The sequence below is a fragment of the Pseudoalteromonas sp. MM1 genome (assembly GCF_030296835.1).
Taxonomy (GTDB): domain Bacteria; phylum Pseudomonadota; class Gammaproteobacteria; order Enterobacterales; family Alteromonadaceae; genus Pseudoalteromonas.
Genome location: NZ_AP027922.1, coordinates 1,931,646 through 1,952,280 on the forward strand (window position 1 = coordinate 1,931,646; position 20,635 = coordinate 1,952,280).

The window sequence follows — 20,635 nt, forward strand, 5'->3', positions numbered from 1 at the left end:
CTCTCGTTATACAATTACAGCCCTTATTGTATCCTTCAAACCGTTAAAACTAAACGTCAATCTTCTATAAACCAATAACTTTCGTGTTTACGGGCGGTTGTTACTTTAAAGCTGTCTTGATAAATACTTACTGTAATTTGCCCATTCAATGCAGTTACATATTGTTTTGCGTTTATTGCCTTATAGCGCGAAACGACGTTTTCACTCGGAAATTGCCACTGACCTTGAAAAGCGGTTGAATGAATAACGGTATGAGGATTGACATGATTAATAAATTCGACACTAGAAGAAGTATCACTGCCGTGGTGTGGGCTTAAAATCACATCAGCTTGTAATAAATGAGTTTTAATAAGGCTTAGCTCACGCGCTTTAGAAATGTCGCCCGTTAGTAACATCGTCAGTTGTGGCGATTTAATTAAAAGCACACAGGAATTATCGTTTTCATTATCATATTTATCACTCGAAAAACTGCTAATAAATAACCCATTAAAGTTATAATCCAAAGAGATACATCGCGTAGTTATGCCATGCGGATGAAACCGCTTAAAGCTATCACCAAATCCCGCCTTGATAAAATGTGTTGCACCACCAGCATGATCGTTATCTTGATGGCTTATTATTGCGTCACGAACGGCCAAATTATGAATTTTTAAATAGGGTATCAACACACTATATGTACGACTAAAACGATTAAAATAACTAGGGCCAAAATCGTAAACCAATGCTTGATTATCTTTTTCTAGTAATGTCATTAACCCATGCCCAACATCAAATACATGAAATTTCCAAAGGGGTTTTGGTACAAACATGTAATCAACCAATGCAATACATAGGGGGATAATTGTTAAACGTTTAAAAGGACTATACCAAGCGACTAAAATACATAAATAAAATGCAACTAAATATAGGCTACGCGGTTTAGCTACATCTAACCACCTATAATGCCAAGGAATTGCATTCATAGACTCAAACAAAGTTAGCAGCACATTATCGAACAACAAAATTACTGGTGTTATATCTGCTACAACGCTTACTATGGTAAATAACAATAAAAGAGGCATGATCACTACACTTAGCAATGGAATAGCTATTAAGTTAATAACAAGCCCTGCAATGCTTACCCCACTGAAATAAATAAGAGTAATAGGCAAAAGCCCAATAAATAAAGCAAGCTGAATAATACACAACGCCATAAACGCGCTAAGCCAATTATATTTTGTTTTAGGAAGATGCTTTATAACCAAGTAAATAATGACAACTGCAATAAAAGAAAAATATAAACCTGGGTTTAAAACATTAAAAGGATTGATCAATAATACAGTGACTAGAGCATATAAAATGACCCGCCACCGCAATGGTTGTTTAGCAATAAAATACAGCGCTAATAGGCAACTTAGCATGATAAATGCGCGTGTTGCTGAGAGTAAAAAATCACTTAAATACACGTAAATAAATGCTGCTAACCAGCCAATAAAGCTATAAGCGATGGTTAAATTAATAGACTGTAATACGTTCACTTTTAAAATGTAAGCTGTGTACTTACTTAGTAAATAAAAACAACTAAATATTAGCCCTATATGTAGCCCTGAAATCGCCAATAAATGGCTTAATCCCAAACTTTGCATCGTTTGTTTATTATCATAAGACATCAGTGATTTATCGCCACTGAGTAATGCATAGTAAAGCCAGTTAAGCGCTGTTTCTTGATAGGTTCGCTTTAAAAAAGCCCTGTATTTAAATGTTATTGAAGGAGAGGTAGCGTTCGTGACGAGTAATTGCTTATTTAACACTTTGCCTTTAAATAATATGCGCTGTTTAAAGGCGTGCACATTATTATCAAACACATCACTATTTTTAATTGTTCTAAATTTTTTTAGCGAGATTGTTGCCTCAAAGGTGTCGCCTTGCTTAATACGTTGATCCGAATCGACGCTTAACATCGCTTTTGGCGCTTTAAATTTATGTATTGTGTCCCCATTAAGCTTTAATAACGTTGCTTTAATATACTGTGGTTGCTTTGCTGAGATGACTTCGTCAACAAGAATGCTGGCAGGATAAGCGTAGTTATTTTCAACATTTGGCAATGTATAGCTATAAAACAGGTAAAAGTGCACAACAATGCAGCAAATAGCTAAAATAAACCCTAACAAAACATTTAAAAACGGCTTAAAATAGGCGCTCGCAATAAGGATAGCTATTGTGATGACTGTAAATTCATGGGTTTGATAATAAAATACGGTTGAAATACAGCCAATTACAAATCCAAGACTAATCCACACTGAAGTAAATGGTTGCTTGAAATGCCTAAGAAAACGATCCAACGATTTTTACCTGATCCTAATAAAATTAGGCATCATAAAACACTTAGAATATTCGGCCGCCTTTTACAAGACGCCAATTTATGGCACTTAAACAGGCGCTCAGCAAGAGGCGCATTTGCCGTTGGTTTATTTTTTGCTTTCATCCCTGTTCCTTTTCAAATGGTTTTAGCAGCTGCAGCAGCTATTGTATTTAGAGTTAATTTACCTATTTCTGTAGCGTTAGTGTGGCTAACCAATCCATTGACTATGCCGCCAATATTTTATGGCTCGTACCTTGTTGGCACGATGGTTTTAAATCAACCTGAACAACACTTTTCTTTTGAAGCTAGCTGGGCATGGTTTATAGAGAGCCTCTCTACTATCGGACCTGCATTTTTAATTGGCTCATTAGTGTGCGCTTCTGTCGCTTCTGTTATTGCTTATTTTAGTATTGATATTATTTGGCGCCGCTCTGTGCGTAAAGCATGGCTTGCTCGTAATCAGTAAATTATAGACGAAAAAAAACCAACTTTTATAAGTTGGTTTTTTTATCAACAGCTTTAGGCTTAAAATCTAAATACTCTGCGTAAGCCAACAAGCGGTAATAACAGTAGTGTGTACCACGGGAAGCTTGCTGAGCTTCTTTCATAAAGCTCTTCTTCAATAGCGGCACAGTCTTCTACTTCGCCATCAATAGGTGTAAGTTTTACTGCAACAGCAACACTTTCATACTCGATATTACCTTCAAGATCAGTTTCTACATTACCAAAGGTATCTCGCTTTTCAACGGTTTTAGTAGCTACACCAAAGATTTCATTATCTTCATTAATAACCTTTGCTTCTGCCATTGTGTAGGCGTAGTCTGTTTCACCATCTGTTTCGTAACACGGGAGCAAATCGTTTAGGTTGGTAATTTTATCGTCACCAATTTTATAGATAAACGCTTCTTTACGGCGGCTGTTTTCAGATGTACCCACCTCGCCTTCACCCACAACATATCCTTGGTTATTAATGTCATTACCATAAGCACTTGAACTATTAAAATAACCGGTAGGAAAAACGGTATTGCCCGTACTTATATCATGATAAAAAAACTGATCACGAAGAGTGGTTTCAATGCGCTTTGAAGCATAACCAACAATTATATCGTTGTCGTTTACTGCAAGTGCTTTACCCGAAAGCCAATCGTCTTCTTGGTCTATAAAATTAAACACGTCACCATTTTTAAAATACACAGGCATTGTTAAAATAGTGTCGTCGTTCTTATAGTAGCGAGCGTTAGACGAGCCTACAATTGTGCCATTGTTATTGAGTGCAAGCGCTGTGCTTGTAAAAGCAAAGTCATCATCATCTTCTGGCGTTAAGGCAAGGCCAAGTGTTTCAGTAGAAGTGATATTAAATGCTTCATCAAGCTCCCACTTTACCGCACGCTCATCAAATACGCCTGTAGTAACACTTGAGTTTAATAATTGTACACACGTATTTGTTGGTTCGTCTTCGTTATCACAGTTATCTTCAATATTATCAAGACGATCTTCTGGAATACCTGTAGAAACATAGCCAACTACTGTATAGCCGTCGTTCGTTTTTATAATATCGTTAGCCCGGCTGGTACCGCCATAGTCATCAAAATCTGGAACCAGTTCGACCTTTTGGGTGCCATCTTCAGAAATAACGATACCGCGTTCTATAAAGTCATGCGTAAACCATGTTTCTTCTTCATCTTCACCATCTGGGGTAAATAAAACTTTATCGTATGGCGCCGCACTCCAACCAACACTCACGCCATCTTCGCTTACTGCGTTATAAAAGTTACTAATAGAACGTGTTAAACCATCGTAATCAACCGACTCTTCATCAAATAGAACTTGTTCAGTAACTATGCCATCGTCAAATTTAATACCAACTACTGAGCTTAGTTTTTGGTATTCAAAATCAGTGGGTCTGCCAGCTAAAAAACTGACCATAAATGAATGCGCATCGGCGTTATTAAATACCGCATCGTTATTCTCTATATCATCAAGTGTAAACGTGATTTCTTTATCGCTTAATTCAAAATTGTACTCTTCACTATCGTACGCATTTTCAATCACGTTTTCGGTAAAATCGATATAGCTGATATCGATTGGTAAATTATATAATCCGTTGGCAGTACCAATAATGTGCCCGCTTTCACTTACGTCAGTTACGTAAGAATGTTTAGCGCCGTCAAGAGTACCTAGTTCTGTTAATTCATAGGTTGCACTTAATGCAGATGTACTCAATGTCGCTAAAATACTGGCAGCGAGTAATTTATATTTCATTTTAATCCTTACTACTGATTCTGTAATTCTTCAAGTTCTTCCCAGCGCTCAAACGCGGCTTCAAGGTCAGACTCAAGTTTTGCTAAATGGTTCAATGCATTAGTGGTAACGTCACTATCTTGTTTGAAAAAGTCAGGATCGCTCACTACAGCTTGCTGCGCTTCTACAGCGGCTTCAAGTTGTTCCATTTTATTGGGTAGTTGCTCTAATTCAAGTTTTAATTTGTAAGAAAGCTTAGTACTTTTGTTTTCAGGTTTTTTAGCCGTTACCGGTGCTGGTTTAACGTCTTTTTTGGGTGCTTCTTGGTGTTTTTCTTGCTCGGCTAAATAACTTAGATAAGCTTGGTAATCGGTATATCCCCCTACCATATCTGTTATTTTTCCATTACCTTCAAACGCCCATACGCTGCTACAGGTATTATCAATAAATTCACGATCATGGCTTACTATAAGTACAGTACCCTGATACTGATTGATAATTTCTTCGAGTAACTCTAATGTTTCAATATCCAAATCATTGGTTGGCTCATCGAGAACTAAAATATTTGAGGGTTTTAAAAATAGCTTTGCAAGTAAAAGCCTATTTTTTTCACCACCAGAGAGTGCTTTTACAGGTGTACGCGCGCGTGCCGGCGGAAATAAAAAATCTTGCAGGTAACCCAACACATGTCGAGAACGCCCACCCATCATGACTTCTTGTTTACCTTCTGCAACGTTATCTTGGACCGTCGCCTCTTCATCAAGCTTTTGCCTATATTGGTCAAAATAAGCAAATTCTAAATTAACCCCTTGCTTAACATGACCACTATCAGCTTCTAAATCACCAAACAATAGTTTTAGTAAGGTTGTTTTACCAATACCATTAGGCCCCACTAAACCTATTCTGTCTCCACGCATTACTAAGGTAGAAAAATCGTTAGCAATCACTTTGTCTTTAAATGCATGATTTATATGTTTAGCCTCAAATACTAACTTACCAGAGCGATCAGCAGTCTCGATGTTGAAGTCCGTTTTACCTACCTGCTCTACGCGGGCTTTACGTTCTACTCGTAGCTGTTTAAGTTCACGTACGCGACCCTCGTTGCGAGTGCGTCGCGCTTTAACACCTTGGCGTATCCACGCTTCTTCTTCTGCTAAACGTTTGTCAAAAAGAGCATTTTGTGTTTCTTCCACTTTTAAGTCGTGCGCTTTTTGTTCGAGGTAAGTAGCGTAATCACCTGGGTAAGATATAAGCTTACCGCGATCTAAGTCTAAAATACGGGTTGCAACAGCACGAATAAAGGCACGGTCATGCGATATAAATACAATACCGCCTTTAAATTCTTTTAAAAACTGCTCTAGCCATTTAACACTGTCTACGTCTAAATGGTTTGTTGGCTCGTCAAGTAGCAGTAAGTCAGGCTCGCTTACCAACGCGCGTGCTAAAGCTACTTTACGTAACCAACCGCCCGATAACGACTCTAACTTAGCATCAGGACTAAGTTCTAAACGCGTTAGTACAAGTTGAATGCGTGAATCAAAACGCCATCCGTCACACGCTTCTAATTCGTTTGATAACCGCTCGAGCTTGTTAAGTAGTTTGTCAGTGCAATCAGTTTGTAATTGAGTGCTGACATGGTGATAATCAATCAATAAATTAGCAATATCAGGCATGCCCTGTGCTACGTAGTCAAATACCGAACCATTTGCACCTTTAGGGGGATCTTGCTCTAGGCGCGATATTTTTATTCCGCCAAGCTGATTAATTTCACCATCATCTAAAATCACTTGCCCATCAAGTACTTTTAAAAGTGTTGATTTACCTGCACCATTTCGCCCTACAATACAGACGCGTTCGCCACTTTCAATAACAGCATCGGCATTATCTAATAATGGGTGGGTACCATAAGCTAACTGCGCTTTTTGTATTCTTATTAAATCCATAAATACTGCTCTTTATTCTTGCGCTAAAAATTCATGCACTGTTTGTGCATCAAACGGCCAATACAAGTGTTGGCCAGTTTTGTTTTTAAATACGGGAATACTTAACTGAAACCGTGCTATTAATTGCTCATCAGTCAAAATATCGACTAGCTCTAGCTCGTTTTTATTACCTAAAACCGACAATAACACCTGCTCGGCTTGCTCACATAAATGGCAGCCATCGGTATGGTATAAAACATAACTAGCCATGGGTAATTAACCAACTGTTGTGTATTTTTTTATTGCGTTTGAAATCAGGTGATAACGTTTTATCAGAGATATTTTCAGCTTTTAAACCTAGCCCCATTAAACCGACTTCATCCATAACAAAACCACGTTTGTTGTTAGAAAAAATTAACGTACCTGAAGGACTTAAGATTTTTTTAACCCAAGTAAGTAATTTTATATGATCCGTTTGCACATCAAACGCGTCTTTCATTCGTTTAGAATTAGAAAATGTTGGCGGATCTAAAAATATTAAATCGTATTGGCCTTGTGCGTATTCTAGCCATTTTAAACAATCAGCCTGTTCAAAACGGTAACGGGTATTGCTAATATCATTTAACGCAAAGTTATCTTGGCCCCACTTAAGGTAGGTTTTTGATAAATCGACGGTGGTTATCGCTTTTGCACCCCCTAATGCAGCGTGCACAGAGGCTGTACCTGTGTATGCAAATAAGTTTAAAAAACGTTTACCTTTTGCATTTTGCTGAATATAACGACGTGCTAAACGATGGTCTAAGAATAGCCCTGTATCGAGGTAATCAAACAAGTTTACTTTAAACTTAGCACCAAATTCTTCCACCACCATAGTGCGGTTTTGTTTAGCCATTGGGGTGTATTGCTCTTCCCCTTTTTGTTTTTTACGCACTTTAACTGCGATGTTCTCAGGTGGTATATTTAGCTGCTGTGCAGTTAAGCTAATCACATCTTGAAGGCGTTTTTGGGATGTTTTTTCATCAATTTCTTTGGGGGCGGCATATTCAAAAATAACAGCAGAGTTGCCGTAAATGTCAACCGCTACGTTGTACTCAGGAATATCAGCATCATATACGCGATAAGCTTGTACTTCGTTTTGTTTAAGCCAATTTTTAAGGCCTTGTTTGTTCTTTTTCAAACGATTAGCAAACGACATTGAGCCTTCGAAATTAAGCGCCGGTTTATCATCGCTTGTCAGGCTTACTTGCTTATCATCTAACTGATATAAATTTAGCTCTACATCCAATGGGCCGTTTTTAAATTTATAACGCTTTTGTTTAACCAGTTTTAAAAGCTTAAATAGGCTTTCATCCATACCTAGTAACGCAAGCTTCCAATGATTAAAGTGCTTTTTAAAACCCACGCCCATACTGCGGTGTAAATTTACCAGCTCGGCCATAGAGCCAATACGCTCGCCGTACGGTAAGTTAGAAATAACCACGCCGGGTAATTTAGCAACAGAGGTAAGCTTAGTTGCATCACTTTGCTTAAACTTAATAACATGACCAAGCTCTGCTCGCTCGGCGTTGGCAATGGCTTTATCAAGAACTTGCGCATCGTAATCGTGGCCAATTAACCACAATTTAGGATCGGTAATTTGTGCAATTAACTCTTCACGAAGTTGTTTAAATTTAGCCGCTCTAAAACTAGGTAAACGCTCAAACGCAAACCCTTCTCTAAATAAACCAGGGGCTTCATTACGGGCCATGCCCGCCGCTTCTATTAAAATAGTACCCGCACCACAACATGGATCAAATAAAGGTTGATTTACATTTTCAAGCCAGCCACTGCGTTTAATAATCGCAGCCGCTAAATGCTCTTTAATAGGGGCTTTACCTTGGCCTTGGCGATAACCGCGTTCAGATAAACGAGGACCTGAGTAATCAATGTAAAGAGCCACACCATGGCGGTTTAAACGCGCAACAACACGCACATTGGCATCTTGCTTATCTACATTTGGGCGCTGTTCGTATAAATCATTAAAGTAGTCAACAATCGCATCTTTAATTACCAATCCTGAAAACTGGGTATTTTTTAAAGCGTCGTTTGTACCACTGAAGTCGACAGCAAATGTTTGTGTTGGGCCAAACCATTCTTGCCACGGCTGAAAGCGTGCAAATTTATACAAGCTATCTTTATCATTAACGCCTTCTTTTTCTTCAATAAGCATCAGCACACGTGTTGCATAACGAGTTGATAGACAAACCTTTTGCGCCAATGTTGAATCTGCCTCAAAGCGAACAGAACCCACAGTTTGTTTAGACACAACTGCGCCTAATTCTGTTAGTTCATCAACAAGTAAATTTTCGATTCCGATAGAAGTAAGTGCGATAAATTGCAAAGTAATAACCCTTAATAGCTAATTGCGCAGGATTATAACATAGGTTGGCTGACAAACACTTGATAAACGCAGCTCGATCTGTAAATTTGCTAAGCTGATTTAGTGTGGTATTGCTCAAGCAATAAAGGATGAACTCGATTGTTTAAAACACGAATCACTTCAAACTGCTCAAGCGATAAATTTTCATCAAGTTTGAAGGTGTTGCTTAGGTTTAAACAAATTGACGCATCAGGGCAATGCTCAACTATTAAAAATTCGCCGGTTTGTGCTTTAGAGGTAAGTTTAACAATGGCTTCTGTACTTGGCTGGGTGCCCGTGTACTCTTCAAAAAACCAACTTTTAGCCAAAACCGGTTTTAAATGAAATTTTACAGCGGTTGCATTAAGCGCAATTTGACAAACCTGCGCAGGAGTATACAAATTAAAGCCATCTAAGTAATTGTATACTTGCTCATAAAAAGCAGCATCTTCTAAGCTAAAACGTGGGTTTTCAAAAACACAGTCGGTAAGTTGCCTTAATTTATACGGTGTGCATAATTGCATATCGTCATTTAAATCAAGCAGTAAGCGGTTTTTATTTGCACATGCAATCCACTGCCATTGTTTTGTTGCTTGTAACATCTGCCTCCTCCTTGTTTAAAAATTTATTTTTTAATAAGACATTAATATTAGATTATAACGGCTTTTGACCATTTTTAAAACATTTGTTTAGAACATTTATTGAACGATCAAAAGCTTACATAACTGATCCTTATAAGGAATCAACGATCGATTTTACCAATTGTGGCCCTTTGTAGATGAACCCAGTATAAACCTGCACTAAATTTGCGCCTGCATTAAGCTTTTCTTGGGCAGATTGTGCGTCATCAATACCACCTACACCAATAATTGGTAATCTACCCTGTGTTAAGCGTTTAAGTTCGCTAACAACGTGTGTAGAGCGCTCTCTTACTGGGCTGCCAGATAAGCCTCCAGCTTCATCGGCATATTGCTGGCCCATTACTGCACTACGTTCAAGTGTAGTATTTGTTGCGATTACGCCATCAATTTGATTAGTTAATAGTGACTCGCTAACCTGCTCAATTTGGATTTGATCAAGATCTGGCGCTATTTTAACCAACATGGGTACTTGCTTATTATGTTTGGCAATTAAGTCAAGCTGCTCGTTTTTCAAGCTCTGAAGTAAGTCATCAAGTGCGGCGCCATATTGTAAATCACGTAGCCCTGGGGTGTTTGGAGATGAAATATTCACAGTAATATACGAAGCATGCTCGAAAACTTTACGCATACAATGAATGTAGTCGTCTTTGCCTTGCTCATTTGGGGTATCTTTATTTTTACCAATATTAATACCTAATATACCGGTGTACTTAGCATTTTTTACGTTATTAACTAAGTTATCGACCCCTTTATTATTAAAACCCATTCGGTTAATAATGGCATTTGACTGCGGTAATCTAAAAATTCGCGGCTTATCATTACCTGCCTGTGGGCGCGGGGTTACCGTTCCTACTTCTACAAAACCAAAGCCCATTTGGCTAAAGGCATCAATACACTCAGCGTTTTTATCTAAGCCCGCAGCTAAACCCACGGGGTTTTTAAATTCAAGGCCTAAAAAGTTAACTGGTTTGTTTTGTAGCTGTTGCGACCAAGCTGCGTTTAAAGGGGTGTGTGCAAAACGGCGTAAATTATTAAGCGCAAACTCATGTGCCCATTCAGCATCTCGGGTGAACATAAAACGGCGGGCTAAATCGTAAAACATGAATTGTTCCTCTTTAAATTTCAGACAAAAAAATACCTCAGACTAGGCTGAGGTATTGTATAACAATTTTAACAATTAACTGATTATTTACTGAGTAAATAACCAATTAAAGCTAAATTATTTTCCTGATGTATCACAGTTATGGCTTAACAACATCAATTCGCGCAGTGCAACTGAGAACTTGGCAAAGTCATGGCTTTGCGACGTTTTAAACTCAGCTAACATTTGCTTCCAACGCTGTAGTAGCAGATCTTGGCTTTCCATCCACTGATCTATTTGATTATCTACATCATTTTCGTCACCCTCAAAGCTGTTTAACACAACATGAGAAAGGGTACGTTGTTGCCAATCAAGCTCCTCACGGTACGATGCACGGGCAAGTGCTTGCCAATGATTAGAAACAGGCTGATTAGTGATTTGGTCTAAGAACCAATGTAAGCCCATACGCGAGCCAAGTTTAAAGTAAGTGTTAGACACCATCGCCACACTGCGGCCTGAATTATGCGCTATTTCAGCAATATCCATAACAGAGAACAGACTAGAAAGGTCAATAATACGCTTAGCAATTTGCTTAGGTACACCTTTTTCAACTAGCTCATTTGCTTTACCAGTCAAACATTCGTGCTCTTTATCTTGCATGTAGGTATTTAAGTTTTCGCTTAAATCTTTAAATGTTGGAGCAAAGAATTCGATTGCTTGTTCAATTGTTTGTGCCTTATTACGATGACGTAAGAACCAGCGTGTTGTACGGCGAACTGTACGACGTAACTGGTAAAGCATTTCTGTTTGAACTGCTGCTGGGATTTTATTATCTAGCGCGCTGATTGATGACCAGGTTTCGCGCATTTCAAAAATCTCGCTCGCAATTGAATAGCACATTGCGATTTCAGCTTCGTTAGCACCGGTCTCTTCGTTCATGCGTACCATGAAGTTTAAGCCCATGTCATTAACGATGTTATTCGCCAGTTTTGTTGCAATGATTTCTTTGCGCAGTGGGTGGTTATCCATCGCATCGTTAAACTTCTCACGTAGTGGACGTGGAAAAGACTTAACTAATAACTGACGGTAATAAGGATTTTCAGTAATTTCATCCGTTACTAAAGACTCTTTAAGTACCATTTTAGCGTACGAAACCAATACTGAAAGCTCTGGACGTGTTAGATCTTTTCCTGCTGCCGCGCGTTCTGCCAACTCTTCATCAGTTGGTAAAAACTCAATTGCACGGTTTAGCTTGCCTTCTTTTTCAAGGGCATGAATAAAGCGGATCTTCTCTTTAAGAGTTGATGCACCTTTAGATTGCGTAATAGACAGCGTATGAGTTTGACGGTAACAATCTTTAAGTACAAGCTCAGACACTTCGTCGGTCATAGAGTAAAGTAACTCATCACGTTGTTTACGTGTTAAATCACCTTCTGAAACTAAGCCGTTAAGTAAAATTTTAATATTTACTTCGTTATCTGAACACGCAACACCGCCTACGTTATCAATAAAGTCGGTATTTACACGCCCACCTTTGGCTGCAAACTCGATACGCCCTAACTGGGTTGCACCTAAGTTACCACCTTCGCCTAATATTTTAGCGCCAAGGTCTTTACCGTTTATGCGCAGCGCATCGTTTGCACGATCGCCTACATCAGCATCTGTTTCGTGGCTATTTTTAATGTAAGTACCAATACCACCGTTCCACAGTAAATCAAATTCCATCATTAATGAGGCTTTGATCAACTCATTCGGTGTCATGCTTGCTTTTTTAGTACCCAACATTTTTTTCATTTCTGGGCTCAAAGAAATCGACTTAGCTGCGCGCGAGAATATCCCACCACCCGCTGAAATCAGATCTTTATTGTAATCTTCCCATGATGAACGTGGCAGGTTAAACAAGCGCTCACGCTCTGGGTAAGAAGTTTCAGCATCTGGTGTAGGGTCTACAAAAATGTGCATATGGTTAAACGCAACTTGTAAGCGAATATGCTTAGACAATAACATGCCGTTACCAAATACGTCGCCGGCCATATCACCAATAGCAACCACAGTGAAATCGGTAGTTTGACAGTCAATATCCATTTCACGGAAATGACGTTTAACAGACTCCCAAGCACCTTTTGCTGTTATGCCCATTTTCTTATGGTCATACCCTACTGAACCACCTGATGCAAACGCATCACCTAGCCAGAAGTTATATTCGTTAGCAATACCATTAGCGATATCTGAGAAGGTAGCCGTGCCTTTATCGGCTGCAACTACTAAGTACGGGTCGTCTTCATCGTGACGAGTTACATTAGCTGGCGGTACAATTTCACCACGCTCAATGTTATCGGTAATGTCTAATAAACCACGAATGAAAATTTTGTAACACTCTTGACCTTCTTTAATAAAGGCTTCGCGTTCACTCGGTAGCTGCTTACATACAAAACCACCTTTAGAACCTACCGGCACAATTACGGTGTTTTTAACTTGTTGTGCTTTTACTAAGCCCAATACCTCTGTACGGAAATCTTCACGACGGTCTGACCATCGAAGGCCACCACGCGCAACTTTACCACCACGTAAATGCACACCTTCTACACGCGGAGAGTATACAAAAATCTCAAATGCTGGCAGCGGAAGCGGCATATCCGGAATTAAGCTAGGCTGTACTTTAAACGACACGTAAGATTTAAACTGACCCGCTTCATCTTTTTGGAAGTAGTTGGTACGCAATGTTGCCACTATCATATCTACGTATAAACGTATGATACGGTCGTCATCAAGGTTCGCTACGTTTTCAAGCTCTAAGTATATTTGTGCACTTAATTTCTCAAGCGTTTTTGCGCTTGCAGGGCTTTTTACTGAGAATTTTTTAGCGAATAAGTTAACTATTTGCGCAGCAATATGCGGATAGTTTGCAAACGTGCTCTCAATGTAGGTTTGCGAGAAAGTAACCCCAATTTGACGCATGTATTTTGCGTAGGCACGTAATATAGACGCTTCACGACCTGTTAAACCACCCATTAAGACTAAGCGGTTAAAGCCGTCGTTTTCAAGGCGGTTGCCCCAAACGTTAGTTAGTGCAGCGCGAAAACGAGCTGAAATCTTATCAAAGTCGGCCATACCTTTGCTGTCGATCAGCATAGAGAAGTCCATGATCCAGTTGATACGACCATCACTTGTTTTTACAGAATATGGCGTTTCACCTACAACGCGTAAGCCAAAATTTTCTAGCATTGGCATAACATCCGATAAGTGAATAGGCTCATCTTTATGGAACAAGCTTAGGCGAACAATATTACTGTTAGCTTCTTCTTGCGGGCGGTAAAACAGCATTTCTAGCTTGTTATCGTCGTTTAACAATTCTAGTTTTTCAATATCAACAACCGCAGCACTCGGTAGTACTTCATCTTTGTAAGAGCGTGCAAAGGCGTTGCAATATTTACGATTTAGCTCATTACCGCGGGCTTCCCCTGCTGACTCTAACAATGCAGATTGTAATTTATCTTCCCAAGTACGAGCAGCTTCTACTAAGTTGTTTTCGATGTCTTTCACGTTATATTCGATATTGTTATCGGTCACACGAACGGTGTAATGAGTACGCGCCAGTGTTGACTCAGAGAAATAGGTAGTAAATTCGACTTTTTCGTCAGAATTAAAGGCGTTCGCTAAAATGTCTTGAGTTTCTCGGCGCAGCGCTGTGTTATAACGCTCACGAGGTACATACACCATACACGAGAAGAAACGTCCGTAGGCGTCTTTACGGACAAACAAGCGACACATGTCACGTTCTTGTATTTGTAAAACACCCATAGCTACTTCGAGTAACTCGCTCTCGCGGGCTTGAACTAATTCATCACGTGGGTAAGTTTCTAAAATATTAAGTACCGCTTTGTAAGCATGGGTGCCTTTAGCAAAGTCACACATATCCATAATGCGGTTAATTTTAGTTTTTAGTACAGGCACATCAGCTGCACTGTTGTTGTAAAAGCTTGATGAAAATAGGCCTATAAAACGATCTTCACCAATAACATTGCCTTTATCATCAAAACGTTTAATGCCCACGTAATCGATGTAAGCTGGGCGATGAACACGCGATACAGAATTAGTTTTTGTTAATACTAATAAGTTACTGCTTAGTGCTTCTTGGCGGGCGAACTCTGGTAATTCAGATAATAAACGAGTGTGTTCATCGGTCGCATTTTTCATCAAACCAAGGCTTGTGTCCATTTTACCTTTTAACTGGTAATCACCTTGTACAGGAGTTAGCTCGTACTCGCGATAGCCCATTAAAGTAAAGTTATCTTTAGCCACCCAATCTAAAAACTCTACGGCTTCAGATACTTCGTTTTTATTTTTATTGTGTTTACGTTTTGGTACTTCTTTAGTAACAGAGACTAATTTTTCGCGAATCGGCTGCCAATCATCTACCGCAATAGAAACATCAACCAATACTGACTCAAGCTCTTTTTTGAAAGAAGCAATAACAGATGTATCGGTTTGGCGGTCTATCTCAATAAAGAACACTGTTTTAGTAGAGGTCGATTCTTGCTCTGCTTTTAAATTTGATAAACCAGAAATTTTTGCGTTTTCATCACGCTGAATTTTTAGCGGACAGTGAAGTAATAAGTGAGAAGCTATATTTTCACGGGTCATAGCCATACGTACAGAATCTACTAAAAATGGCATATCTTTAGCAATAATTTCTACAATTGTATGCGATGACTGCCAGCCATCTTTTGCTACTTCAGGGTTGAAAACGCGAATTACTGCGTCGTCTGTAGTGTTTTTTTCTAGTGCATTCCAAAGGCTGAGTGCAGCACCGTATAGGTCACTATCATTGCGATTTGCCAAATCCTCTTTAGACATATTGCTGTACAAGGCTTTGGCGAATTTCTCAACGAGTAACACATTATCAGCGTGAACTTTTTTCTGGATAAGCTTACAGACATTATCTAGGATAACCGAGGCTTGGCCTTCATTTCGTGTCATTGTATGTTCCTTAATCTATTACTGCTTGTAGTTAAGCAGAATATTTGTACAGCCATTTATTAGCGTGGAGTCAGTTAAATTCTAACCCTTTTAGCGCTAATAAACAGCCTTTTCGATGAAAACATTTTAAGCATTTCAGCTATTTGGTCATCTATTCACAAAATATAGATATAAATGACCATTACTGGCCATTTAGGAGCACAATTATTCACTTTATTTTTTCTGGTCGGTCCACAGTAGGCTACCAATTGCTGGCAATAGTAGTACCGCACCTAACATATTCACTAAAAACATGAAGGTAAGCAGTATACCCATATCTACTTGAAACTTAAGATCAGAGAATATCCACGTACTTACACCTATCGCAAGGGTAATGCCAGTAAACAGTACAGCACTACCACGCTCAACAAGCGCATTACGATACGCCACGCTCAGCGGTACGTTTTGCTTCAGTTGGCCCATCATTGAAGAAAGGATATAAATACCGTAGTCCACACCAATACCTACACCTAAGGCTATAACAGGTAAAGTAGATACCGTTAAGCCAATTTCTAATTGCACCATAAGTGCTTGTGCAAGCGTTGATACAATATACAAAGGTAATACCACTGCGATTGTCGCTTTTACGCTCTTAAAGCTTAATAAACACAAAATAATAACTGCGCCGTAAACGTAAAGCATCATCGGAATTTGTGCTGCAGAAACAGACTCATTCGTGGCTGCCATTACCCCAACAGGTCCCGACGCTAATTTAAAGGCTAATTTATCACTGCCTTCTTCTTGTGCAAATTGCTTAACACTTTGAATAACGGTATCGATTGTATTTGCTTTGTGATCATCTAAAAATATAATCACAGGCATTACAGAGCAATCACCATTAAGAAGCCCTGTGCTGGTTTCTACACGAGCTGTTGATTGCACTAAACTAGCAGAGTTACGCGGTAAGCTTTGCCATTTTAAGTTACCTTCGTTGTAACCTGCATTAACCGATTGCGCCACAGAGCTTAAGCTCACCGCCGATTGTACGCCTGGCACGTTTTCTACCTTGTATTGAAAACGGCTAATACGTTCCATCACATCGTGTTCTGTACACGCTGCAGGGTAAGCCTCAACAATCACTTTTAAAATATCAGATGAAATGGTGTATTTGTCCGATATTAAAAAAGTATCTTGATTGTAGCGAGCATCCTGATGCAGTGAGGGTGCACCAGCATGTAAATCACCTATTCGCATTTTATCAGCTTGCCAGAAACCCAGTGCAAATAACACCAATGTAAAACCAATAATAATTTTTGCTGTTTTAGGGTCTGTGGCTTTTACTAGTAAATCGCGTATTGCATCTAGCATATTTGGCTTTTGCGTATCGCCTGATTGAATATGCACACTGTTGGCAAAATTCATATACGAGGCCCATACAGGCAATAAAATTAAATTTGTAAATATAATAACCGCTACACCTAAACTTGCTGTGATTGCAAGTTCACGAATAATACCAATATCAATAGTCAGCAGGGTTAAAAAGCCTACCGTGTCTGAAAGCAGTGCAATACCACCGGGTACAAGTAATGCTCTAAAACTTGATTGACAACAAATGCGCGTACTTTTACCTTCGCCTACTTTTTTACCTATGGCGTTGATCATCTGTACGCCGTGGCTTACGCCAATCGCAAATACTAAAAACGGCACTAATATAGACATAGGATCGAGCCCAAAGCCTAGGCTCGACAATAAACCCATTTGCCAAATTACAGCAATAATTGAACACGCTATAGGTAATATAGTGAGCTTTAAACTGCCACAAAATAGCCATACCATAATAAAGGTAAAACCAATGGCAATAGCAAAAAATAGCACAACCCCTTTTGCCCCTTGTGCAATATCGCCGGCCATTTTGGCAAATCCAATAATATGAATACTGACTTTATCTGTACTTAAAGGGTCTCTTACTTGCGTTTCTAACTTTTCTGCGAATGCAAGTGTATCAAGCTTTTGCTGAGTTTGCGGGTCGGTTTCTAGTAGCTGAGCGGTTACCATTGCACATGAGTAATCACTGGCAATCATGCGTCCTACTACTTTTGCTTTTTCAATATTTTCTTTAACAACAGCTAACCCTTTTTGGTCGGCTTTAAAGTTTGCAGGAATAATTGGGCCGCCAGCAAAACCATCTTCAACCACTTCGACAAAACGCGCACTGGGCGCAAAAATAGAGTTAACTAATGGGCGGTTTACGCCAGGAATAAAATACAGTTGATCGTGTACTGCTTTTAATTGGGTGAAAAATTCAGGGTTAAAAATGTTGCCACTGTCATCACACACCGAAATTAAAATGCTATTTGCTCCACCAAATTGTTTTTCATGTTTAGTGTACACTTTCATGTATTCGTGATTTAGCGGTATATTTTTGTTAAACGAGGCGTCTAATTCAATGTGAGTGGCTTTATAGCCTAAAAAACATGTGATTAGCGCAAAAGCGATTAACATGATAGTCCGGTGTCTAAACACCGCTTTTTCTAAAAAATCTAAAAACGTATGCATTAAGGGGTCAACTCCTTCACTTTAATGCCATCTTCTGTTGCCATGACCAATTTATTATTAATTATTACGCCATCAAGAATAGCTTTACCATCAGGGCGTTGTTCATGTGTAAGTAAGTCGTCTTTTAAATGAAAGATCACACCACTATTTGCCAGCAGTAACCAATGCTCATTATTGTAATTTATAATGTTATTAATCGTGGCCGTTTTAACATTTTCGTAATGATGCCATTGTTGTTCATTTTTATTTTTAGCAAATACATTTCCTCTGAGCCCCGCCACAATCTCTTGCTGCGGATCTGATGCAACCGCAAAAAAAGAACCTGGGTAAATTTCATCAAGGCGTTGCCATGTTTGGCCGTTATCACTGCTTTTGGCCATTAACCCCATTTCACCGACTAACATCAAACCACTGTCTGTTTTTTCAATACGGTTAAAATGAGGCAGTATAGATGCTGTTTCGGCCTCGTAGCCTTCAGGATCATTTTCTTTCAAATCATTCAAATACTCTCTGTCTTCACTAAACAGTAAAGAGTCTAAAAAGCGTTTTTGCCAGTGCTTGCCGCCATCATTAGTTTGATAAAACATGCCATAAGCGCCAACAGCGAAACCAGTTAAGTCATCTTCAAAGTAAATATCTAAACACGGCTTATCAAGCTCTGGCTTTGCTTGTTGTAATTGCCAATTTAAACCACCATCGGTGGTATTAATTATTGTGGCATCGTGCCCGCACGCCCATCCATGAGTTTCATTAGAAAAGTCGACAGCAGTTAACAATACCTGTGTAGGTACGCTTTGCGCTTGCTGCCATTGCTCAGCGTTTTTGCTTGTTATTACCGTACCGTGCTTACCTACAGCCACTAAACCAGCACCTGTATTAGTAATATCAGTTAGTAGGGTTTTATTTGCGTTAATTGCGCTAATAGCATACTGAGGTGCATCTTGTGCAATACTCGCACCGCTTATGATCAGGCTGGCATATACCAAATACTTCATAAATTTTAATCGCCTTGAACTGAAGAATTGTTTGTCTGTTTGCTGAGGAAAATCCTGCGTGTCGTATAAACAAACGCGATGAGAAAGAAAAAAGCAGCTAACGGGCTGTTAGCTGCATATTACGTTGTTATCTACCTTCACGGCGTAATGCGCTTGAAGTAAATTCGTTATCGTTAAATGACTCTGAAAAATCATACATTTTTTCTTGGTTATCTAAACCAATAGCTAAGTAACGGCGCGAATTTAAATCGTGATACACTTCTAAGGTACTCCACTGCGTAGGTACTTCGTAGTAGTTTAAGCCATATGCCATTGCTACACGATAAAGTTGGTCGCGATTATCATAAATATCGGTCACTTGTACTTGCCAGCTATCCTCATCAATATAGAACACGCGTTTTTTATAAATATGGCGTGTATCATCTTTTAAGTTAGCTTCAACAACCCAAACACGGTGCTTTTCATAACGTGTATGCTCTGGGTTAATGTGGCCTGGTTTTAAAATGTCATCGTACTCTAGTTTATCACTGTGTAACTTGTAACTATTGTACGGAATGTATAACTCTTTCTTACCTTTTAGCGTCCAGTTGTAACGATTAGGTGAGCCGTTAAACATATCAAAATCATCGGTAGTACGTAGGCTATCTGCGGCTGTACCTGGTGCATCATATGCAACATTTGGTGCACGACGAACACGACGCTGACCTGAGTTATATGTCCACGCTTGACGAGGGGTTAATATTTGATCCATGGTTTCGTGTACAAGTAGCGCTGTCCCCGCTAGGCGTGCAGGCTCTGTCACCTTTTGCTTAAATTTAAACAAAATGTTTGAGTCTTGTAGCTCAGCCGGAGTCGCTTTAGGGTCAGAATATTTAACCAGTAGCTGCTCATCAAAGCCTACATAATTATACGAACCCGATGCAGTGGGTGCAGCTTGTCCACCAAAACGCTCGATTGATTGTCCGCGGTAACGTAATAAGTGATTCCAAATTGCTTCTAAGCCAGATTTAGGAATAGGAAATGGAATACCAATTGCGGTATTTTTAATTCCATTGCCACCTTCAATAAGCTCAGCCGTTGCTGCAAACTCTTTTGTTGCATCGTATACAAACTGTGGGTAAGACGCAGAGCGGCGCGTTTCATAAACAGGCATTTTAAACGTATCTGGGTATGCTTCAAATAAAGCAATTTGACCAGGGCTTAAGTTAGCTTTGTACTTATCAAGGTTTGTTTTATCAATGGTAAACAGCACTTTGTCCGCAGAATACGGGTCTAAATGGTGCATACCTGGCTCATAACCTTCTGGTGCAGATGTAATGCCGCCATTCCACGCTGGAATAGACCCATCAGCATTGGCAGCTTTTTCTGCGCCAAATGGCGTTAAGTCTTGTCCTAAACGTGCAACTTCTTCAGCGCTCATTTTTGCCATTGCCGCTGAACTTAAAAACATGCTACACAAAGCGGTAGCGATGAGGGTAGGTTTTTTAATCATACTAATATT

12 protein-coding genes are annotated in these 20,635 nt (G+C 39.4%); 1 reads left to right on the forward strand and 11 read right to left on the reverse strand.

What is annotated here, in order from left to right:
* Positions 1-56: 56 nt before the first annotated feature.
* Entirely contained in the window at positions 57-2,321 is a 2,265-nt protein-coding gene (locus QUE46_RS08770) for a DNA internalization-related competence protein ComEC/Rec2 (protein ID WP_286244458.1), read from the reverse strand.
* Here QUE46_RS08770 and QUE46_RS08775 point away from each other — a divergent pair.
* Entirely contained in the window at positions 2,301-2,807 is a 507-nt protein-coding gene (locus QUE46_RS08775; RefSeq protein WP_286244459.1) for a DUF2062 domain-containing protein, read from the forward strand. The two genes, QUE46_RS08770 and QUE46_RS08775, sit on opposite strands and share 21 nt — an antisense overlap.
* A 59-nt stretch (positions 2,808-2,866) precedes the next feature.
* On the opposite strand, the gene QUE46_RS08780 is transcribed toward QUE46_RS08775, so the two are convergent.
* The 10 genes from QUE46_RS08780 to QUE46_RS08825 all read right to left on the reverse strand — a co-directional run bounded on the left by QUE46_RS08780 (position 2,867) and on the right by QUE46_RS08825 (position 20,626).
* Positions 2,867-4,603 carry a DUF3466 family protein gene (locus QUE46_RS08780; protein WP_286244460.1) on the reverse strand — a complete coding sequence of 579 codons (1,737 nt, stop codon included), beginning with the start codon at positions 4,601-4,603 and terminating at the stop codon, positions 2,867-2,869.
* Between the two features lie 11 nt (positions 4,604-4,614).
* Complete coding sequence (locus QUE46_RS08785; RefSeq protein ID WP_286244461.1) at positions 4,615-6,525, reverse strand: ABC transporter ATP-binding protein; 1,911 nt, start codon at positions 6,523-6,525, stop codon at positions 4,615-4,617.
* 12 nt (positions 6,526-6,537) lie between these two features.
* Positions 6,538-6,774: a glutaredoxin family protein gene (locus QUE46_RS08790; RefSeq protein WP_286244462.1), complete on the reverse strand. Its 237-nt coding sequence runs from the start codon at positions 6,772-6,774 to the stop codon at positions 6,538-6,540.
* Positions 6,767-8,884, reverse strand: coding sequence for a bifunctional 23S rRNA (guanine(2069)-N(7))-methyltransferase RlmK/23S rRNA (guanine(2445)-N(2))-methyltransferase RlmL (gene rlmKL / locus QUE46_RS08795; protein ID WP_286244463.1), 2,118 nt, complete (start codon positions 8,882-8,884; stop codon positions 6,767-6,769). The genes QUE46_RS08790 and rlmKL overlap by 8 nt, the downstream gene beginning before the upstream one ends.
* An 89-nt stretch (positions 8,885-8,973) precedes the next feature.
* On the reverse strand, positions 8,974-9,504 hold the full coding sequence (locus tag QUE46_RS08800; protein ID WP_286244464.1) for a cell division protein ZapC: 531 nt from the start codon (positions 9,502-9,504) through the stop codon (positions 8,974-8,976).
* Positions 9,505-9,634: 130 nt separating this feature from the next.
* Positions 9,635-10,645 (reverse strand): quinone-dependent dihydroorotate dehydrogenase, encoded by a 1,011-nt coding sequence (gene pyrD / locus QUE46_RS08805; protein ID WP_286244465.1) that lies wholly within the window; start codon positions 10,643-10,645, stop codon positions 9,635-9,637.
* Between the two features lie 117 nt (positions 10,646-10,762).
* Positions 10,763-15,604, reverse strand: a complete 4,842-nt coding sequence (locus QUE46_RS08810; protein WP_286244466.1) for an NAD-glutamate dehydrogenase — start codon at positions 15,602-15,604, stop codon at positions 10,763-10,765.
* A 213-nt stretch (positions 15,605-15,817) separates the two neighbouring features.
* Complete coding sequence (locus tag QUE46_RS08815; RefSeq protein ID WP_286244467.1) at positions 15,818-18,139, reverse strand: RND family transporter; 2,322 nt, start codon at positions 18,137-18,139, stop codon at positions 15,818-15,820.
* Entirely contained in the window at positions 18,139-19,134 is a 996-nt protein-coding gene (locus QUE46_RS08820) for a YCF48-related protein (protein ID WP_286244468.1), read from the reverse strand. The genes QUE46_RS08815 and QUE46_RS08820 overlap by 1 nt, the downstream gene beginning before the upstream one ends.
* 127 nt (positions 19,135-19,261) lie before the next feature.
* Positions 19,262-20,626 carry a DUF1329 domain-containing protein gene (locus QUE46_RS08825; RefSeq protein ID WP_286244469.1) on the reverse strand — a complete coding sequence of 455 codons (1,365 nt, stop codon included), beginning with the start codon at positions 20,624-20,626 and terminating at the stop codon, positions 19,262-19,264.
* Positions 20,627-20,635 lie beyond the last annotated feature (9 nt).